Origin of the sequence: Kitasatospora sp. NPDC005751, assembly GCF_040630835.1 — a bacterium.
In the GTDB taxonomy this organism is placed as follows: domain Bacteria; phylum Actinomycetota; class Actinomycetes; order Streptomycetales; family Streptomycetaceae; genus Kitasatospora.
In genome coordinates, this window is the sequence record NZ_JBEXYC010000162.1 from 1 (window position 1) to 1,503 (window position 1,503).

Genomic DNA, 1,503 nt, shown 5'->3' on the forward strand with positions numbered 1-1,503 from the left:
GTAGTAGGTGAGCGATGGGGTGACGCAGGAAGGTAGTCCAGCCCGGGCGGTGGTTGTCCCGGGGTAAGGGTGTAGGCCGAGTGATAGGCAAATCCGTCACTCATTAAGGCTGAGACCTGATGCCGAGCCGATTGTGGTGAAGTGGATGATCCTATGCTGTCGAGAAAAGCCTCTAGCGAGTTTCATGGCGGCCCGTACCCCAAACCGACTCAGGTGGTCAGGTAGAGAATACCGAGGCGTTCGGGTGAACTATGGTTAAGGAACTCGGCAAAATGCCCCCGTAACTTCGGGAGAAGGGGGGCCATTCCTGGTGATGAGTCTTGCACTCTGAGCTGGGGGTGGCCGCAGAGACCAGCGAGAAGCGACTGTTTACTAAAAACACAGGTCCGTGCGAAGCCGTAAGGCGATGTATACGGACTGACGCCTGCCCGGTGCTGGAACGTTAAGGGGACCGGTTAGCTTGGATTCGTCCAGGCGAAGCTGAGAACTTAAGCGCCAGTAAACGGCGGTGGTAACTATAACCATCCTAAGGTAGCGAAATTCCTTGTCGGGTAAGTTCCGACCTGCACGAATGGCGTAACGACTTCTCGACTGTCTCAACCATAGGCCCGGTGAAATTGCATTACGAGTAAAGATGCTCGTTTCGCGCAGCAGGACGGAAAGACCCCGGGACCTTTACTATAGCTTGATATTGGTGTTCGGTTCGGCTTGTGTAGGATAGGTGGGAGACTTTGAAGCAGCAACGCCAGTTGTTGTGGAGTCGTCGTTGAAATACCACTCTGGTCGTGCTGGATGTCTAACCTGGGTCCGTGATCCGGATCAGGGACAGTGTCTGGTGGGTAGTTTAACTGGGGCGGTTGCCTCCTAAAGAGTAACGGAGGCGCCCAAAGGTTCCCTCAGCCTGGTTGGCAATCAGGTGTTGAGTGTAAGTGCACAAGGGAGCTTGACTGTGAGACTGACGGGTCGAGCAGGGACGAAAGTCGGGACTAGTGATCCGGCGGTGGCTTGTGGAAGCGCCGTCGCTCAACGGATAAAAGGTACCCCGGGGATAACAGGCTGATCTTCCCCAAGAGTCCATATCGACGGGATGGTTTGGCACCTCGATGTCGGCTCGTCGCATCCTGGGGCTGGAGTAGGTCCCAAGGGTTGGGCTGTTCGCCCATTAAAGCGGTACGCGAGCTGGGTTTAGAACGTCGTGAGACAGTTCGGTCCCTATCCGCTGTGCGCGTAGGAGTGTTGAGAAGGGCTGTCCCTAGTACGAGAGGACCGGGACGGACGAACCTCTGGTGTGCCAGTTGTCCTGCCAAGGGCATGGCTGGTTGGCTACGTTCGGGAGGGATAACCGCTGAAAGCATCTAAGCGGGAAGCCTGCTTCGAGATGAGCACTCCCACCTCCTTGAGAGGGTAAGGCTCCCAGTAGACGACTGGGTTGATAGGCCGGATATGGAAGCCTCGTAAGGGGTGGAGTTGACCGGTACTAATAGGCCGAGGGCTTGTCCTCAG

At 56.2% G+C, this 1,503-nt stretch carries 1 rRNA gene; it reads left to right on the forward strand.

What is annotated here, in order from left to right:
• Positions 1-1,501: ribosomal RNA gene (locus ABZ497_RS36800) — 23S ribosomal RNA — on the forward strand; the annotation flags it as partial.
• Positions 1,502-1,503: the final 2 nt, after the last annotated feature.